This is a genomic window from Corynebacterium sp. MSK039, assembly GCF_030232315.1.
Taxonomy (GTDB): Bacteria; Actinomycetota; Actinomycetes; order Mycobacteriales; family Mycobacteriaceae; genus Corynebacterium.
The window spans coordinates 1-15,833 of the sequence record NZ_JASPJL010000019.1; the positions used below are offsets into that span (position 1 = coordinate 1).

15 protein-coding genes and 2 pseudogenes are annotated in these 15,833 nt (G+C 62.1%); 8 read left to right on the top strand and 9 right to left on the bottom strand.

The features are described 5' to 3' along the window. Positions 1-69 precede the first annotated feature (69 nt). On the bottom strand, positions 70-780 hold the full coding sequence (locus QP997_RS09195) for a rhomboid family intramembrane serine protease (RefSeq protein WP_284846943.1): 711 nt from the start codon (positions 778-780) through the stop codon (positions 70-72). Positions 781-787: 7 nt separating this feature from the next. Further along, positions 788-1,312 carry a peptidylprolyl isomerase gene (locus QP997_RS09200; protein ID WP_012359316.1) on the bottom strand — a complete coding sequence of 175 codons (525 nt, stop codon included), beginning with the start codon at positions 1,310-1,312 and terminating at the stop codon, positions 788-790. A 242-nt stretch (positions 1,313-1,554) separates the two neighbouring features. Between QP997_RS09200 and QP997_RS09205 the strand changes: the two genes are divergently transcribed. Then, positions 1,555-3,252: a hypothetical protein gene (locus tag QP997_RS09205; protein WP_284846944.1), complete on the top strand. Its 1,698-nt coding sequence runs from the start codon at positions 1,555-1,557 to the stop codon at positions 3,250-3,252. Positions 3,253-3,260: 8 nt separating this feature from the next. After that, positions 3,261-5,267, top strand: coding sequence for an anthranilate synthase component I family protein (locus tag QP997_RS09210; RefSeq protein ID WP_284846945.1), 2,007 nt, complete (start codon positions 3,261-3,263; stop codon positions 5,265-5,267). Between the two features lie 80 nt (positions 5,268-5,347). On the opposite strand, the gene QP997_RS09215 is transcribed toward QP997_RS09210, so the two are convergent. Both QP997_RS09215 and QP997_RS09220 read right to left on the bottom strand, forming a co-directional pair. Next, positions 5,348-5,695: an ArsR/SmtB family transcription factor gene (locus QP997_RS09215; RefSeq protein WP_070761778.1), complete on the bottom strand. Its 348-nt coding sequence runs from the start codon at positions 5,693-5,695 to the stop codon at positions 5,348-5,350. A gap of 116 nt (positions 5,696-5,811) precedes the next feature. Further along, a complete protein-coding gene (locus tag QP997_RS09220) occupies positions 5,812-6,942 on the bottom strand; it encodes an aminotransferase class V-fold PLP-dependent enzyme (RefSeq protein WP_284846947.1) in 1,131 nt (376 codons plus the stop codon). Positions 6,943-7,061: 119 nt separating this feature from the next. Here QP997_RS09220 and QP997_RS09225 point away from each other — a divergent pair, with 119 nt between their 5' ends. The 4 genes from QP997_RS09225 to QP997_RS09240 all read left to right on the top strand — a co-directional run bounded on the left by QP997_RS09225 (position 7,062) and on the right by QP997_RS09240 (position 10,483). Further along, positions 7,062-8,630, top strand: a complete 1,569-nt coding sequence (locus tag QP997_RS09225; protein ID WP_284846948.1) for a DHA2 family efflux MFS transporter permease subunit — start codon at positions 7,062-7,064, stop codon at positions 8,628-8,630. Between the two features lie 52 nt (positions 8,631-8,682). Beyond that, positions 8,683-9,165 (top strand): DUF2871 domain-containing protein, encoded by a 483-nt coding sequence (locus QP997_RS09230; RefSeq protein ID WP_284846950.1) that lies wholly within the window; start codon positions 8,683-8,685, stop codon positions 9,163-9,165. A 169-nt stretch (positions 9,166-9,334) separates the two neighbouring features. Continuing rightward, positions 9,335-10,039, top strand: a complete 705-nt coding sequence (gene hemQ, locus QP997_RS09235) for a hydrogen peroxide-dependent heme synthase (protein WP_284846951.1) — start codon at positions 9,335-9,337, stop codon at positions 10,037-10,039. 159 nt (positions 10,040-10,198) lie between these two features. Further along, the gene (locus QP997_RS09240) at positions 10,199-10,483 is read left to right on the top strand and encodes a hypothetical protein (protein ID WP_070758796.1); all 285 of its coding nucleotides are present in this window, start codon (positions 10,199-10,201) and stop codon (positions 10,481-10,483) included. Between the two features lie 372 nt (positions 10,484-10,855). Here QP997_RS09240 and QP997_RS09245 read toward each other — a convergent pair whose 3' ends face one another. Both QP997_RS09245 and QP997_RS09250 read right to left on the bottom strand, forming a co-directional pair. Further along, a complete protein-coding gene (locus tag QP997_RS09245; protein WP_070758797.1) occupies positions 10,856-11,251 on the bottom strand; it encodes a hypothetical protein in 396 nt (131 codons plus the stop codon). 591 nt (positions 11,252-11,842) lie between these two features. Further along, a pseudogene (locus QP997_RS09250) lies at positions 11,843-12,223 on the bottom strand (recombinase family protein); the annotation flags it as partial. A 6-nt stretch (positions 12,224-12,229) separates the two neighbouring features. On the opposite strand from QP997_RS09250, the gene QP997_RS09255 reads away from it, so the two are divergent. Next, positions 12,230-12,334 carry a hypothetical protein gene (locus QP997_RS09255; RefSeq protein ID WP_502870453.1) on the top strand — a complete coding sequence of 35 codons (105 nt, stop codon included), beginning with the start codon at positions 12,230-12,232 and terminating at the stop codon, positions 12,332-12,334. Between the two features lie 132 nt (positions 12,335-12,466). Here the strand turns inward: QP997_RS09255 and QP997_RS09260 are convergent, their stop codons facing one another. Both QP997_RS09260 and QP997_RS09900 read right to left on the bottom strand, forming a co-directional pair. Further along, on the bottom strand, positions 12,467-13,147 hold the full coding sequence (locus tag QP997_RS09260; RefSeq protein ID WP_012359303.1) for an Abi family protein: 681 nt from the start codon (positions 13,145-13,147) through the stop codon (positions 12,467-12,469). A 252-nt stretch (positions 13,148-13,399) separates the two neighbouring features. Then, positions 13,400-13,633: pseudogene (locus QP997_RS09900) on the bottom strand (type IIL restriction-modification enzyme MmeI); the annotation flags it as partial. 82 nt (positions 13,634-13,715) lie between these two features. Between QP997_RS09900 and QP997_RS09270 the strand changes: the two are divergent. Further along, positions 13,716-15,065, top strand: a complete 1,350-nt coding sequence (locus QP997_RS09270) for an IS256 family transposase (RefSeq protein ID WP_284846953.1) — start codon at positions 13,716-13,718, stop codon at positions 15,063-15,065. Here QP997_RS09270 and QP997_RS09275 read toward each other — a convergent pair. Next, positions 15,056-15,833, bottom strand: a 778-nt coding sequence (locus tag QP997_RS09275; RefSeq protein ID WP_284846955.1) for a type IIL restriction-modification enzyme MmeI, incomplete at its 5' end; no start/stop codon positions are given. The genes QP997_RS09270 and QP997_RS09275 overlap by 10 nt on opposite strands.

The window sequence follows — 15,833 nt, forward strand, 5'->3', positions numbered from 1 at the left end:
CCTTATTTAAGCCCGTTTTATGCGGCCTGACCAGCAGATAGGCTGAAAATCAGACACACTTTCTGCTACTTAACCCCCAACCGCGCCGGCCGCGATGAGCGCCACCGCACCGATGATAAGGGCGCCGGTTTCGGCCCGACGGACCTGTGTGGGCGCAGAGATAGGATCTGGGACGGGACCTGTGGTTGGCCCGAGCAACCCACGGACGACGAAATAGGTGGTGCTACCGCCGAGGAAGCCGCCCACGTGGCCCCAGAGCGAAACGCCGGGGGTGTAGATCGTCCACGCGAAGTAGATGAGCACCATGACGATGGCCGAGGCCATCTGTTCCCGCTCCGCGAGCTTCATGCCGAGCAGCATGGCGAGCAGTCCGTAGCCGACGGTTGAGGCCCCGCCCATGGTGGCTTCTGGTTGCAGGGTGAGGCAGGCGAGTGCCCCGCCACCTGCGGAGGCGAGGATCATGCCGGCCGTGATGCGGTGGCCGAAACGCTGCTCCACTGCCTGGCCGATGAAGTAGATGGCCAGCATGTTGAAGGCGATGTGGGCGGCGTCGAGGTGCACGATCGAGGCGGTGGCTGCGCGCCACCATTGCCCGTGCTCCGCCATCTTCTCCGCGGAGAGGAGTAGTTCCCAACCGAAGTTTCGGGAGTCGCTGAGCGGGCTTTCGAGCGCGTACACGACCCCGCGGCCGGAGAAACCCTGCCGGAATACGTGAAAGACCGCCTGCAGCGCCATGGCTGCATAGACGGTCACGTTGATCGCGATGAAGGTCGCGATCACAGGGGTTTTACTGAGTGATCTCGACAGACTCGATCACCACGTCGTCGTTCGGACGATCCATGCGGTCGGTGGCCACACGGGAGATCTTCGCAACGACCTTCTGGGACTCCTTGTCGGTGACCTCACCGAAGATGGTGTGGCGGTTGTTCAGGTGCGGGGTGGCCGTCACCGTGATGAAGAACTGGGAGCCGTTGGTGCCCGGGCCTGCGTTGGCCATAGCCAGCAGGAATGGGCGGTCGAACTGCAGCTCCGGGTGGAACTCGTCCTCGAACTGGTAACCCGGGCCGCCGCGGCCGGTGCCGGTCGGATCGCCGCCCTGGATCATGAAGCCGTCGATGATGCGGTGGAAGATCGCACCGTCGTAGAACGGGCCTTCGTTGCTGCCCTGGGCGTTCGGCTGGGAGTACTCCTTGGTGCCGTTGGCCAGGCCGACGAAGTTCTCGACGGTCTTCGGCGCGTGGTTGCCGAAGAGGTCGATGGAGATGTCGCCGTAGTTGGTGTGCAGAATTGCGGTTTCAGTCTTGTTAGTCACGCGCCCCAGTGTACTTCAATCAGCAGTCGCTGGGGCGGGGTGGTTGGGCTTCCTGGGCGGCCGATGCGGAAGCCGTGGGGCCGCGCTCCGCGGGTGTCCTCCTGGGGCCGGCAGCGTAGCTGGGGCGGGGCTAGTGATCAGGGCTGGTGCAGCATGTTTTGGGGAAACTACACGGCAGGATAAGTGGGCTTTGCCTATCATGGGACTGTTGGTGAAATTTCAACGCAAGAGGAGATTCCTAGATGAATCCCAATACCCTCAAGCTGGCGCTCACTATTGCCAAGCAGCTGCGGAAGTCGCAGAAGAACCGTGCGCAGCGTAGGCGGCTCGAGGAGTTCGATGCGCTTCGCGATCAGCGAAATGTGACGTTGACGGACGAGCAGCAGCAGGCAGTGCTGGCTGATTCGCCTGCTCACATCCGTGCTGTTGCGGAGGAGATGCGGAAGCAGGACGGCGCAGCCGAGGCTCTTGCGAAGGCTCGTGCGCTGCACGCGGCCCACGAGGAGAGCACCGCGCTAGCGGAAGGAAACTCCCCAGCTACGCAGTTTGAGAACCCGCTGGCCGAGTCCGCGAAGAAGGCTCGGAAGGCCGCCAAGCGCAATTCGCTGCGCAGCAGGACGCGCCAGGGTATCTCTGATCTAAATAACGAAAAGAATGAATTGAAGGAGAAGGGCATGGCTAACGCAACCGACGCGTTCAACCAGCTCGGCGACCGCGCCGAGGAGCTGTTCGAGGACGGCAAGAAGAAGCAGAAGAAGCTGGCTAAGCAGGCGAAGAAGGACAGCAAGAAGGCGCGCAAGGCTGCCAAGAAGAACAGCAAGGACCTGCGTTCCAACCTGCAGAACGTCGCTGGCGACGCCCGCAACCTCGTCGAGGACCTGGGCGATAAGAAGAAGCAGCGCGAGCTCGCCAGCTCCGTGGCTGGCGCTTTCGCCGCTGGTCGCGCCGGTGCCCGCGCGGCTGCTGATGAGCTGTGGGAGGGCGCAACCCACGCAGCGGAGTCCGCTCGCGAGGCTGCCCAGAAGGAGGGCGCAAAGGCCCGCAAGCAGGAGACCCGCAGCGCGAATAAGCGTCTGAAGAAGGCTCAGAAGCGTGCGGCGAAGAAGGCCCAGAAGGCTGGCAAGCAGGCGCAGGATACCCGCGATCAGCTGGAGTCCCGCGTGCAGGACGGCCTGAACCAGGCTCGTTCCCAGTTCGCGAACCTGCAGGAGCAGGGCGCTGAGCAGCTGAAGCAGACCAAGAAGGATGCTGCGAAGGCTAATAAGCAGGCGAAGAAGGACGCGAAGAAGCGTCGCAAGGCTGCCGAGCAGAACGCCAAGGCACTGAGCAAGCGCGGCCAGAAGAAGATCGACAAGATCAACAAGAAGGCCCAGAAGAAGGCCGCCAAGCTGGAGCGCAAGCGCAACGGCAAGGGCAAGTTCGGCCGCAACATCCTGCTGGTCCTGCTGCTGGCTGCCGCTGGCGCGGCTGTCGCTGCCCTGCGCGAGAAGAAGCAGGCTCCGGCGAAGTCCGCCCCGAAGGCTTCCGATTTCTCCGGCAAGGCCACGGGTTCCGCCGCGAAGCCGAAGGCTGAGGAGGCTGCTGCGAAGGCGAAGGCCGCCGCTACTGATGCCAAGGACGCCGCCGCTGCCGCTGCTGCCGAAACCAAGGCGAAGGCTGAGGACAAGGCCGAGGAGGTCAAGGAGCAGGCTTCCGACGCGAAGGACAAGGCTGAGGCTAAGGCTCGCGAGGAGAAGGCCAAGGCCGAGCAGAAGAAGGCTCAGGCTGAGCAGAAGAAGAATGAGGAGCCCAAGAAGGATTCCGGTTCCAAGGCTGCGGCTCCGAAGGCTCCGGGCGCGCCGGCTGCTCCGGCTGCCCCGAAGGCACCGGCTGCTCCGAAGAAGGCCGATAACGCCAAGAAGGATTCCAAGGATGACGAGGGCGGCCGCCACCGCCTCTAAGGAATAACTTGCACTACCCGTGGGTCAGCCACGCTGCCGGTAGCACCCCTGATGCGGGCGCCGCGGGCGTGCAACCCGGATCTCTGACGCTGCGCTGGCGGATCTTCCCGATTTCCGCTGGTCGCGGCGTTTCCGCGTGCCAGGGGGTTTTCCGCCGGGCCGCGAATACGGCATTCGCCGCGCTCCGCCACCAGGGCGGGGAGGCTGCGGATGCCGTTTTTCTGGATTCCGGTTCGGCGTTCCAGGGCGATACGGCGCGGTCTTTTCTCGCTTTCTCTTCCTCCCGCGCGGCTGTTCGCGGAGCTGTTGACGGCACCGTTCACAGCCCTGTTCCCGAGGTTGGGGACGACGCCAGCGCGGCCGATGGTCCCGGTTTCGCGGCGGCCTACCGCGTCCCAGGGTTTACCACCGGTGCCGATGACACCGATGCCACGGCGGGTGCGGAAGCCGGGAATGTGGGGGCCGGGGATGCTGCCGCCTTCTACGGCGGGTTACGGGAGCAATTGCGGCGCATCCACGTGCCGGAGGACTTTCCGGCGCAGCTCACGGGGGGTTTCGCGCTCGGCTGGGTGGGCGCCTTCGGCTATGAGTTGAAGAACCTCTCCCCCGACGTGCTCGCCAGCGCCACCCGGCGCGGGGCAAGGCTCGGCGCCAAGCATGCGGCTATACCCGCGCAGGGGGCAGTGGCTGAGCTCGGTGCCGGGAACGGCGGGGCCGCACCTCTGCGCCACCGCAGTCACCCGGACGCCGCCCTTCTGTTCGCGGACCGGGGGCTGGTCTTCTCCCCGCACGATGGCGCGGTGATCGCACTGGCCCTGGAACCCACGGGGGCATCGGGCGGGCCCGGCGGCGCACCAGGGGACGAGCCTCTCGCGTCTCCCGCCCCCGTCACGAGCCCCACGCCGGACGCCAGCCCGGCCGAGGCGTGGTTCCGGCAGCTCGAGGAACGTTTCGGAACTGGTCTGCGGGAGCTTTTCCCCACGGGCGCCGGGGATTCCAATGCCCCTGACAACGCCCCGAGGACCACCGCGCACGCAGCGCCGAGCGTGACGAACCGAGTGGCCAGCGCACCCACCGAGTACCGGCTCGACCACGGCCACGAGCAGTATCTGGCCAATGTGCTGGCCTGCCAGGAGCACATCGCGGCCGGGGATAGCTACGAGCTATGCCTGACCACGACCGCCCGCGGCCCAGCGCTGGCCGACCCGTGGGGCGCGTACCAGCAGTTGCGCAACACGAGCCCCGTCCCCTACGGCGCTTATCTGCAGTTCCCCGGCCTCGGCGCGCGCTCGGCAGGAGCCGATGCCGGAACCCAGGGGCTCCACGTGCTCTCGGCGTCCCCAGAGCGCTTCTTGCGTATCCGCCGAGCCCCTGCTGCCTCACCAGACGCAGCCACGAGCACGCCCACCGGCACCGCTCCCGGCCCGCTCTTTGTCGAGGCCAAGCCCATCAAGGGCACCCGTCCCCGCAGCACCGGCGCTGAGGACGAACGGCACCGCCGTGAACTGCAGAACAGCGAGAAGGACCGGGCGGAGAACCTCATGATCGTCGACCTGCTCCGCAACGACCTGGCGAAGATCTGCCGACCGGGCAGCGTGCGGGTGCCGGAGCTGTTCGCGGTGGAGACCTATAGCCACGTCCACCAACTGGTCAGCACGATCACCGGCGAGCTGGACGGTGGCGCCGGAGCGGATGCCGTGGATTGCCTCGCGGCCTGCTTCCCGGGCGGGTCGATGACGGGTGCTCCGAAGGTCCGCTCGATGGAGCTGCTCGAGGAGCTGGAGGGTACTGCGCGCGGGTTGTACTCCGGTGCGATTGGGTGGCTCTCCCCCACCGGGGAGGCGGATCTGTCCATCACGATCCGCACGCTCATCGACGATGGCCGCGAATCCAGCTTCGGGGTGGGCGGGGCGATCGTCGCGGACTCCGACCCCGAGGCGGAGTGGCAGGAAATCCTGGTCAAAGCCAGCGCCCTGCTGGAGGCGCTAGGCGCCCGGATCGCCGGAAGCGCATAGCGCTCCCGATCCCCCTCACTGCCCAGATCACCCCGGCAGCAGCCACGCGCCCCCGGCGCGGGCAAACCCCCCAGCACCGCCTAGTCGTGGCGGTGCATATCCTTATTGCCGCCCACGTAGTGCAGCAGCTGGTGGATCCGGTCGTCGACCAGGGAGTACAGCATCTGCCGACCGTCGCGTTCCACGGTGAGGATGCCGGCGTTGGACATGTAGCGCAACGCTGCGGAGGCGGTGGCGGGCCGGAGTTCGCACTCGTTAGCCAGCTCCGTCATCGTCATCTGGGCCGGGCCCTGGTAGTGCAGGGTCAGCAGCAGGCGAAAGCGCGTCGGATCCGAAAGGATCTTGAAGGACTGCCCCCAGTCCTCGACGAGCTGCAGAATTTCCGCTGGGGTGCCGGGGTGCTCGCTCTTGTGATCAGCGTGCGTCATGTCTACTCCACGTTCATCCAGGCCCAAGGGTGGTGGCCGCGGCCACCTCGCGCCCCACGACCGGTGCATCTGCGCCGGCGCGCGGTACGGCCCCTTCGGGCAGCAACGTTGCTCTCTTACTCGATCTTATCCAGCGCGTCGGCCAGGCGCTGCACCGCAGCGTCGACGTCCGCCCACTTGTCCAGGCCGAACAGGCCAATGCGGAAGGTGGCCAGGTCCTCTGGCTCGTCGATCATCAGCGGCACCCCACCCGCGATCTGCAGGCCGGCCTCCTTGAAGGCCGCGACGTAGTTCTTCTTCGGGTCCTTGGCGTTGACCACGACGACGGATGCTGCCTCGCAGCCCGGCGCGGCGACCGAGGTGTAGCCGCGCTCGGCGAAGAGCTCGCGGACCTTGCCGCCCAGCTCTTCCTGCTTGGCGCGCAGGGTCTCCATGCCGACTTCCTGGGCTTCCTTCATGAGCTCCAGGTTGTGCAGCAGGGTGTCGGTGGCCATGGTGGCGTGGTAGCCCGCACCGCCGTCCACGTAGCCGTCGGCGATGGCGGTCCACTTCTTCAGATCCATCGCGAAGCTGCTGGTCTGGGTGTTTTCCATCGCCTTGCGGCCGTTTTCGCTGAACAGGACGTAGCCGGCTGCCGGGCTACCGGACCAGCCCTTCTGCGGCGCGGAGATCAGGACGTCCACGCCCGTCTTCTTCATGTCCACCCACAGGGTGCCGCTGGCCACGCAGTCAAGGACGAAGACGCCGCCGACCTTGTGCGTCGCCTCGGCGAGCTGCGTGATGTAGTCCTCGTTGATGAGGATGCCGGAGGCGGTCTCCACGTGGGGAGCAAAGACCACGTCTGGCTCGTATTCGGCGATGGCGGCGGTGGCGTCCTTAATATCCATCGGCTCGAAGGTGGGCGCGCCGGCCTCGGTGGAGACCTGCTTGGCCTTGAGGACCTTGTGCTGGTCGGTGATCTTGCCGGTTTCGATGATCTGGGTCCAGCGGTAGCTGAAGAAGCCGTTGCGCAGCACGAGGGTCTTGGCATCGTTCGCGAACTGGCGGGCGACGGATTCCATGGCGAAGGAGCCGCCACCTGGGACGATGGCCGCGGAGTGGGCGTTGTAGGTGCCGCGCAGGATGCCGAGCATGTCCTGCATGGCGTCCACGAACTTCGCGGACATGTGGTTCAGGGAGCGGTCGGAGAACACGACGGAATATTCGACGAGTCCCTTGGGGTCAACGTTGTCTAGTGGGAGATTCATATTTCCCAGAGTAGCGAGTTTCTTATTCGCAACCGGCACCGGTTTTGTATTTCGGCTGATTGAAAGTTCAACCTTTCGGCTGATGTGCTCGCCGGGGGCGGTCCATAGGCTGAGGAAGTATGAGGGACAACCGTGGAGCAGTAAGCACGCAGAGCGCACCGGCGGCAGCTGGTTCGGCGCAATCGCATGCTCCGAATAAGTGGGCTGCGCTGGGGGTTTTGGCGTGTGGTCTGGCGCTGATCGTGCTGGACGGGACGATCGTCGGGGTGTCCATGCCGGCGATCATCGGGGCCCTGGACCTGGATCTGGCGGGTGCCCAGTGGGTGACCAGCCTGTATTCGGTGGTTTTCGCCGCCCTGCTGCTCACCGCGGGCAAGTTGGGGGACGCCAAGGGGCGGAGGACGTTGTTCCTGGCCGGTGTGGCGCTGTTCGTTCTCGGTTCGGTGCTCGCCGGTCTGGCGGGGTCGGCCGGGGTGCTGATTGTGGCCCGCGTGGTCCAGGGCATCGGTGGCGCGGCGATTCTGCCCTCCACCCTGTCCAGCGTGAACTCCCTGTTCCAGGGGGACGACCGGGCGGCGGCCTTCGGCGTGTGGGGTGCGGTCATGGCCGGTGCCGCGGCGGTGGGCCCGCTGGCTGGTGGCCTGCTGACTGAGTACGCGGGTTGGCGGTGGATCTTCTGGGTCAACGTACCGATCGGCGTGCTGCTTTTCGTGTTGGCGTTGAAGCTGGTGCCGAATACGAAGGGCCGGTCGGATGCGGGGCACGACGTCGCCGGCTTCCTGCTGTCCGCGATCGGTTTCGGTCTGCTGGTCTTCGCGATCATTCAGGGTCCGAAGATGGGCTGGTGGCCGTGGCCGGGGCTGGCCGGGATCGTCGGCGCGGTGGCGGTGGCTGCCTTCGTGGTTCTGGAGAATCGCCGCCGCAAGGCGCAGGACGCGGTCCTGTTGGATGTTGGCCTGTTCCAGGTGCCGACCTTCACGTGGGGCAATATCACCGCGCTGATGGTGGCTGTGGGCGAGTTCGCCCTGGTCTTCGTGCTACCGCTGTACCTGATTAACGCGCTGGGGCTGTCCACGATCGCGACGGGCCTGGTGCTCGCGGCGATGGCGGCGGGCGCGTTCCTCAGCGGGGCGCTGGCCCGGCACCTCGCGGCGTGGATCGGCGCGAGCGGCACCGTGCTGCTGGGCCTGGGCCTGGAGGTCTTCGGCGTTCTGCAGCTGACCGCGGAGCAGGCACCGGACCGCCCACTGTGGCTGATCGTGGTAGCCCTCGTGATCTACGGGGTGGGCCTGGGTCTGGCATCGGCCCAGCTCACGAGCCTGGTGCTGAAGGACGTTCCGGTGGAGCAGTCCGGCCAGGGCTCAGCCACCCAGTCCACGGTCCGCCAGCTCGGCTCGGCGCTGGGCGCGGCGATGGCGGGCGCGATGCTGTCTGCCGGGATGGCGTTCAACTCCCGGGACCTGACCGGCACCACTGCCCAGCTGGCGAATGCGGCCCGCTCCTCGGCGGGCTCCGCGATCCCTGCCATGCGTGGCCAGGGCGTGCCGGGGCAGGTGCTGGACCCGGTGGTTGCGGCCTTTGCCAGCGGCACACGCTGGGCCTTGGTCTCCGCGATCGTGGCCTTGGTCATCGGCTTCCTGGCGGCCTTCATGGTCTCCAAGTCCAGCCGGGGCGACGTCCAAAACTAAAAGACGACACCACAAGAAGAACAAGAAACCAGAAAAGAGAAGGATGAGCGCAATGAAGAACGCGCAGAAGACCCTGTTTACCACCGCTTTCATTTACCTCGTGATCGGCATGCTCAGCGGTGTGTTCTACCGGGAGGTCACCAAGTTCAAGGAATTCCCGGTCGATAACGCCACGCAGCTGAGCACGCTGCACACGCACCTGCTGGTGCTGGGGTTCATCGTCCCGCTGGTGGTCCTGGCCCTGGATAAGCTCTACACCCTGGCTGGGTCGAAGCAGTTCACGTGGTTCTTCTACCTCTACAACATCGGCCTGGTGATCACCCTGGTGATGATGACGGTCCGCGGCTGGCTGCAGGTCCTGGCCGGCAGCCCGCTGGAGCAGACCCCGGAGCTGAGCAAGGGCATGGATGCTGGCATTTCCGGCATGGCGGGTATCGGCCACATCCTGCTGGCCGTATCCCTGGTGCTGCTGATGGTGCGCCTGGGTGCGCGCATCAACACGGTGCAGGCGCAGGCCAAGCAGGTGAACGCCTAAACACTGACTGTGGCCGGGGTCACCCCGGCGCGCGTGATGGGCCACGGTGGCAGCCTGACGGCAGTTGTTCTCCAGCTGTTGCACAGGCTGCCATCGTGGTTCTCGGCAGTTCGTGCAGGTAGAATGACCTGCGGATTAAGTGACGATGAGAAAGGTGGCAGCCTCGGATATGTCGAAGAAGATCGATTTCGAGAAGCTGAACAACACGATCCAGTACGCCATGTGGTCGGCGTTTGAGATCAAGGCCGGCGTGCTCGGCGAGGATCGCGCGGCGGTTGCTGAGGACTTCCAGAAGTTCCTGGATTCCTACAAGGATTCCAGCGTGACCGTGCGTGGCGTGTATGACCTCACCGGCATGCGCCCGGAGGCGGACATCATGTTCTGGATCCACGGCGAGAAGCTGGAGGAGCTGCAGGCCTTCTACCGCGCCTTCCGCCGCGAGACGCTGCTGGGTAAGGTGGCTGTCCCTTATCGCACGAACGCTGCACTGCACCGCCCGGCGGAGTTCAACAAGTCCCACGTCCCAGACTTCATGGTGGACCCGGAGCCGAAGGAGTGGATCTGCCTCTACCCCTTCGTCCGCACCCCGGAGTGGTACCTCATGGACGACGCCCCGCGCCGCAAGATGCTGGTCGACCACGGTGTGGAGGCCCGCAAGTACAACCGTGTTCGCGCGAACACCATCCCGTCCTTCGGCCTGGGCGATTACGAGTGGATGCTCGCCTTCGAGGCGCCGGATGTCGCTGAGGTCGTGGACCTGATGCGCACGATGCGTTACACCGAGGCCCGCAAGTACGTCTCCGAGGAGACCCCGTTCCTCACCGGCCGCATGATCACCGGCTGGCTGCCGGAATTCGTCGAGTCCCTGCCTTAAGGATTCGAGGCTCTCTGGGCGCGGGCCTGCGGGTCTGCGCGAGCCAACGCCCCCGAACCTTCCACGTTGGAGGCCTGGGGGCGTTGGTGTTTCTAGAAATCCATAACCGGCGTTAGTGGACGCAGCAGGGCTTAGATTGAAGTTTGAGGTTGGACAACAATGACAGCTTTTCCTGGGATTGTGCTCGGAGTCATTTTTTCTTTTGTGCTCATAGCAATCAACTATGCCCTTGTCAGGTTTAGCCGCGGTAGTAAGCGCATCTCGCCGAAGAACTTTTTGAGAGCATCCATCGTGGCTACACTCGCTTTAGCCGTACTTCCCCTCATCTTCGATGAAGGACTGAAGAATGGAGCGTGGGCAATATTCTTCTTTATAGGTTTCCAAACCATCGCGCTCGTTACGTCATTCTTTCTTCCTGACGAACGCGATACCCCGAGTGCCTAATACTCTTAGCGATTACACCGGGAACACTGCTCAGTAACGATACTGATTATCCATGCTTAGCAGCCGGGTTAATAAACCTAGTCTTGTTCCTTAGATCGGTATGTTCTAACCGAGCTTTATGCTAGATGCGCTCGCGAAACGAACTCTACGAAGCCGTGACAACGTGCTCGTGTTCATTTAGCTCGAGCGGTAGCGACAGACCCGTCCCTTTGGCCATAATCCAGCCCTAGAGCAACAGCTTTTCCTGTAACTCGAAAGTGTCTCATTTGGCATACCCTAATGGGACAGTCTCAGTTTCAGAAGTCGTCTGCACAGGTTCTGCCCGTGGGGTTCCCAACGCCTCGGGCGAAACCGGCAGGTTTTTCTTCCTAGCTAGATGCCCTGTGAGAAATGAGGGTTAGAATCCACTTGCTCAATGTAGGTGACAAAACTTGGGTATTGATCCACGAGCACATCAGAGTCATCCATTAGTAAGAGCTCGGACACCTCTTCAAGCATTGCAATATCATCGACTTCTACCACTGTCACTAATAACCACAAGCGTTGGCTATCGTTCCTGTTTCCTTCGTGTTCCACCTCGTACTGGGATAGGAGCACCTCCCGTAAGCTCTCGTTTTCGTGCGGTGCAGGCTGCTTTGAGGATGAAAATATCTCCACTCCCGTGAGAGACTTCATCCTCATCACTCGCTCTGCGAAGTTCTCATATGCGCTGGATATTTTTTCCGACTCTACGACGAAATAGGTAAGAAAAACAGCTTTATGTCCCATAAGGTGCAAACTACCTTGCAGCCATGAAAATGTCCTCTGTGGGATATTTAGAAGCGGGCCACGCCTTACAGTGTCGGTAATAATGACCGGCGGGCACAAACTCACCTGCGCGGCTCTTGGCAGAAAGCTCCCCATACCCATGAACAACTACCGTCGCTCCATCATAGTTGTGCGGCGAAGGAACGGACCATATCTTATGAACGTTGCATTTCACCGCCACTAGATCCATACCGAGCGATTCATTAGCAAATGTGGCCGGGGAAAACGAGAACATAGCCACAAGTGCAGTAGTGCAGGCAACTAACGTTTTCTTAAACATATTCCGAACCGTCCTGTTAGATGTTCCGAAACTCAAGCCAGGCAATGTGCCTAGATGGCTGGGATCTACCCCTTAATGGGCGAGGGAAACGAACGTGAAAGCCACCTCGCTTATCGTGACATGGCTTGCGAATTTCCTCCATCGATAAAGTGGAAATGTCCCTTTAGCGCCCAACATTGGGGGTAGTTTCCGGTTTGTCTATGGTTTTATCCGCTGATATCGCTCGGAGCGACCTCGGAAATACCGCAGTGCCCTCGCATGAGAGCAGAGCTTTAGCTGCCAGCAAGCAGTTTTTGCCCATCCTTGCGCAGCTCCCCAGTGGGAGAGACCTGCCGGTAGAGGGTCTGGCGGGTGACCCCGAGTTCCTTGCACAAGGCTGCAACGTTGGTCTCGGGTTGGCCCATCGAGGCCCTGGCAAGGCGCACCTTCGCCGGGGTCATCCTAAACGGCCGACCCCCCTTGCGCCCGCGGGCCCGGGCGAATTCCAGGCCGGCCTTCGTCCGCTCGGAGATCAACTCCCCCTCAAATTCGGCCAGTGCGGCGAAGATCCCGAACACCAATTTGCCCTGGGCGGTGGTGGTGTCGACCGCCGCACCCTGCCCGGTGAGGACTTTTACTCCGACGCCGCGGGCGGTGAGGTCGTGGACCTGATGCGCACGATGCGTTACACCGAGGCCCGCAAGTACGTCTCCGAGGAGACCCCGTTCCTCACCGGCCGCATGATCACCGGCTGGCTGCCGGAATTCGTCGAGTCCCTGCCTTAAGGATTCGAGGCTCTCTGGGCGCGGGCCTCCGGGTCTGCGCCCTGCACATGGTCTGACAGAGTCGGACCAGGGTTCAGACACAAACCTACGAACACAGCCTCATTCCCCGCGATGGTGAACCCATACCTTGAGCTACGGCCTGCTAGTCCGTAATTCGGGGAGTCTGGAGTTGGTGGCTATCCATTGCGCCGCAGAGGGGTCAATCCAGGTAGACAACTTCTCTATGGCTAGCTGTGCTCGATCGAAATCTTCGTTTTCGTCCTGCCGGTTCTGTCTGATGATCGGCTCATGATGGGCACACCGATTACGCAGTTTGTAGACCACATCGACTTCACATCTGAATTCGTTGAGATTGGGGACGAAGACACCAGGCTTGCTTCCGTCAGTGATAGGTGTCGGTGTGCCGATCAAAGCTTTACGAACCAGCGGCCAGAGGGTCGAGGCGTAGGTCTTGGTGAACAGGTAGGCCCAAAAATCGAAGCTGAGTTCGGCGATGACCCGCCCCGGCGGTGGGGTTGGTTCTCTTCGTGTACGTGCACGTTGTTCTGCTTTCCTGATGGCCCTCTTGGCCGGTGTTACGAACGGGATGGCCGGGTTGGTGTACCACCTGGCCCCGTAGCGCGGAGCGACTGCGGTGTCTACGCAGTTTCGTAGCAGCACCTCGACATGCTGGAGGTCCTCCAGGAAAGCCTTGGTGACATGAGTATTCCAGAGATAGAGAGCTTCAGGGTCCGGGTGGTGGGCATAGGTGCTCATCCGCGCAGGCGAGAACCACTTGTCGAGATCGCTCGTTAGATTGTTGTTGGAATCCATGGGAACAAATGCTACGGTTGTGTATGAAAGCCCCGGAGAGATCCCTGCGTTTTAGACGCATATCGCCGGGGTTACTGAATTTTATGGGGGATATTAAGGAGCATAATGGCAGTGTATGCCCGAAAAAGACGCTCTCGCGAAAAGTTCGGGTTTTCCCTGTTCAGTCTGCGCATATCTGCCATCGATCACCGCCTCAAACCATGCTTCCTCACCTATCCAATCTCGGCGCGAAGACCGAACACATACCTCCAGCTACGCCCCCTCTGTCAACACGACATAGTTCGCGAATAGGAGCTCCTGGCGCTGGCGTTCCGTCGTGAGCTTCCGTGGTGCGCCGAAGGCTTTATCGACCTCACGGTCAAGGTCATCGTGGGCCTTGAGCAGCTCGGGCGCCATCGCCAACGGGTTATAGTGCTCCGCCAGTGAACTCTCAGGGTGCAATGCTCGCGCGTCCAGCACCTTCTTCCCCGCGTCGATGATCCGCTGCCGAGCCTTCTCGTCGAGCTCCGGGAGAGGGTGTCAGGAAGTTTGTGTGTGAGGCTCTGATTGAGAGGGAGTTTCACCGATAATGACTACGGTGTCACCGAAGAAAGGCCATGACCCGGCGAGGGTCAACGAGATCAGCGAGAAGCTGATGGAAAATCCTGAGCTGGCTAGCCTGATCAGCGAGCTGTCGACCTCCGCTGATGATGCAAGCGAGCTGGTCAAAGGCCTGCTGCAGGCATCAATCAACGCTGGTCTGCAGGCGGAGATGGATGCGCATTTGGGCTATAGCCACTCCGACCGCAAGTCCAAAGCCCAGGTTGAACCCGTGCACGGCGGCAATCACCGCAACGGGTCGTACACCAAGACCGTCAATTCTGGCTACGGCGCGGTGGAAGTGACCGTGCCCAGGGATCGTGCCGGCACGTTTACTCCGAAGATGGTGCCCAAGGGCGCACGTCGGCTCACAGAGCTCGACGACATGATCGTCTCGCTATACGCCGGTGGGATGACAGTGCGCGATATTCAGCATCACCTCGCGACCACGCTCGGGGTGGATATGAGCCCGGATACGATCAGCACCATTACCGATGCGGTGTTAGACGAGGTCATGATCTGGCAAAACCGCCAGCTCGACGAGTTTTACCCGGTGATCTTCCTCGACGCGCTACGCGTGAAAATCCGTGACGGTCACCGCGTGGTCAATAAGGCCTGCTACATGGCGGTTGGTGTCGACATGGACGGCATCAAGCACATCCTGGGATTGTGGATTGCCGATAATGAAGGCGCTGCCTTCTGGGCATCAGTCTGCGCAGATCTGGCCAACCGTGGCGTCCAGGACGTGTTCATCGTGTGCTGCGACGGGCTGAAAGGCTTGCCGGAAGCTGTCGAGGCAACCTGGCCGAATTCCATGGTGCAAACCTGCATTGTGCACCTGATTCGGGCTTCGAACCGGTGGGTGTCGCATCAGGACCGCAAATCTGTCTCCCGTGCGCTACGTGAGGTCTACACGGCCGCCAACGAGGACACCGCCCGTGCCAGCCTGGACGCGTTCGAAGCCAGTGAACTGGGCCGTAAATACCCGCAATCGGTCAAAGTCTGGCGCGACGCCTGGGACCGGTTCGTGCCGTTTTTACAGTTTCCGCCAGCGGCCCGCCGGGTGCTCTATACCACGAATTCGATCGAATCGCTCAACGCTGAACTGCGTAAAGCTACCCGTAACCGCGGGCAATTCCCGAACGACACCGCGGCGCTGAAAACGCTGTGGTTGATGATCTGCAACATCGAGGACAAGCGCGCTGCCCAGCGAGCGAAAAAAGCCAAACGCGACATCGAATGCAACGGCTATATTGAAGGAGCGAAAGCCACCGGGTGGAAACAAGCCATCAACCAACTAGCCGTGGCTTACCCCGACCGATTCGCGGACTACTTATAAACCAAAACCCCGCACACAAACAATCGGACACTCTCCTCCGGGACCGGGAACGTGTTCCAAACGAGGGTGTTGGAAAAACGGAGGTCGGACTTCAACCGTCCCCCGACTGTTCGTTGCCAGGTGAGGAACATGGAGGAAGATACAAGAGCGAATGAAAGCCCCGAGGGATCATCGACAGTAAACGCTAGGTTGCTCGCAATTGTTTCTGCGCCTAATTGTGACGCAGTGAAATAGGGTCGTAACTCACTTACTACGGAGGGTACACAGAGGTAGTCATTTTCTGGCTGGCGAATTTCTCCGAACAGGTGCGGGGTTCTGGCAAGATCCGCGGTGGCCTGCCGCTTCGACGCGGCGCGCACGTCCCGCACCGTACTAATGCGTTCCCGCAGCACTGTCGATTTCTCTAGGTCAGCTGCGTCGAAGCCATCGGCCAGCCACAAGCACCAGCGGTCAAGACCGCGCACCAACTCCCGCGAGCCTTTAAACGGGCGCAGATACTTTGCCGCTACGGGGTCAGCGGCAACCGTGTCGTACTCGTCGACTTCCACGATGAGGTTGCCGCCGTCATTAGCCATGCTTCCGAACCGGGCTGGCTGGAGTTCCGGGGAAAGCGGTGTGCGCCGTGCGGTGACAAGCACGTTTGGGCCATCAACCAAGTAGGCATTGATCCCCTTCTCGATACTCTGCTCCACCCCGTTACCTTGTGAGTGTCCCCGATAATGGGGATAGTCGCTGGTCCCGGTATGGCTTGCCTGCCCTGTAGTTTCC